Annotated in this window: 1 protein-coding gene; it reads right to left on the bottom strand. The window is 70.2% G+C overall.

Annotated elements, in window-relative coordinates:
* Positions 1-1,242 (bottom strand): hypothetical protein (locus FKP22_RS33235; protein ID WP_170201195.1); only part of this gene is annotated, 1,242 nt, incomplete at both ends.

Here is a 1,242-nt window from a genome sequence, read left to right as displayed (position 1 = left end):
GGAATGAAGGGCCAGGGCCGCTCGCGCAGGCCGTCCACGCCGTGGCGCGCATCGGGCAGGCCATCGGCCGTGAGCCGCAGCCACTGCAGCCGCGCGCCGATGACAGGGCCTGGCACCAGCCGCAGGAAGTCCCAGCTGGCCCCCGTCCACACGGCAGACAGCGGGTGCAGCGACGCATTCGCATGTTCGGCCAGCGTGGTGGTCACATAACGGCCGCTCTTCTGCCACGGGGTGGACGGGTCTTCCTGCGCCTCGAAGGCCTGGCCCTTGGTGAGGTTCAGCGCGTAGACGCCCATGCGATCGGCGTTGACCTCGTCCGGGTTCTGGTAGACCAGCACATGGCCTTGCGCGTCGGCCAGCACGGCGTGGCCGTTGGTGTCGCCCGGCGAGTCGGTCAGCCGCAGCACGGCCCGGCCGGAGGCCGCGTCCATGGGGGTGCGGCCATCGGGCACGGCATTCGCGTCCAGCGTGGCCAGATAGAGGTCGATGCGGGTGTCCTGGCTGTCGTCTTCCCAGGTCAGCAGATAGCCGCCGTCCGGGTGCAGCAGGATCTGCGGGCGCCGCAGGTGAACGCCAGCCGGCAGGGACATGAGCAGCTCCGGCATGCCCAGCTTGGCGAGCTGCGGGCCCAGCCGCTGCCGCCACAGTTCGCCGCCCGCGGCATTGCGCGCGTCCACCCAGACCAGCAGGTATTCGTTCTTGCGCCCGTCCCACACCAGGCTGGGCTCGCGGATGGCCTGGGCCTGGTCCAGCACCGTGAAGGCGCTGGCGCCCAGGGCCTTGCCGTTGGTGCCGAACTGCCTCACCTGCAGCTGGAAGCTGCTGTCGTTGAGCACGCTGCAAAAGGCAAAGCGGCTGCCGTTCCAGCTCAGCGGCTGCTGCGGGCCGATGGCGTCGCAGTTCATCAAGCTGACCGCTGCCGCGTCCACCGCGGCGCCCGTGTCGGCATTGAAGCGCTGGAACACCACGCCCTTGTCTGCGCTGACCGGCCACACGCAGACCAGCTGGTTGTTGACCGCCAGCAGCGCTGGCGGCACGGCGTCGGTGCTGCGGGCTGCCGGGTCCAGCGTCACCACGCCTGCACTGCCAAAGGCGGCCACCGGTGCCAGCTTGCGGTCGTAGCACGAGAGCCGCAGCTTGCCGTCGGCATGCCGGTGCAACAGGTAACTCTTTTCGCCCAGCGTGGCCACCTGCAGCGCAGCGTGCTCGCCCACTGCTGCCTGCAGCAGCACCGGCGCAGCG

The organism is Ideonella azotifigens (assembly GCF_006519715.1).
Lineage (GTDB): Bacteria > Pseudomonadota > Gammaproteobacteria > Burkholderiales > Burkholderiaceae_C > Ideonella > Ideonella azotifigens.
This window is presented reverse-complemented; position numbering and strand designations above follow the sequence as displayed.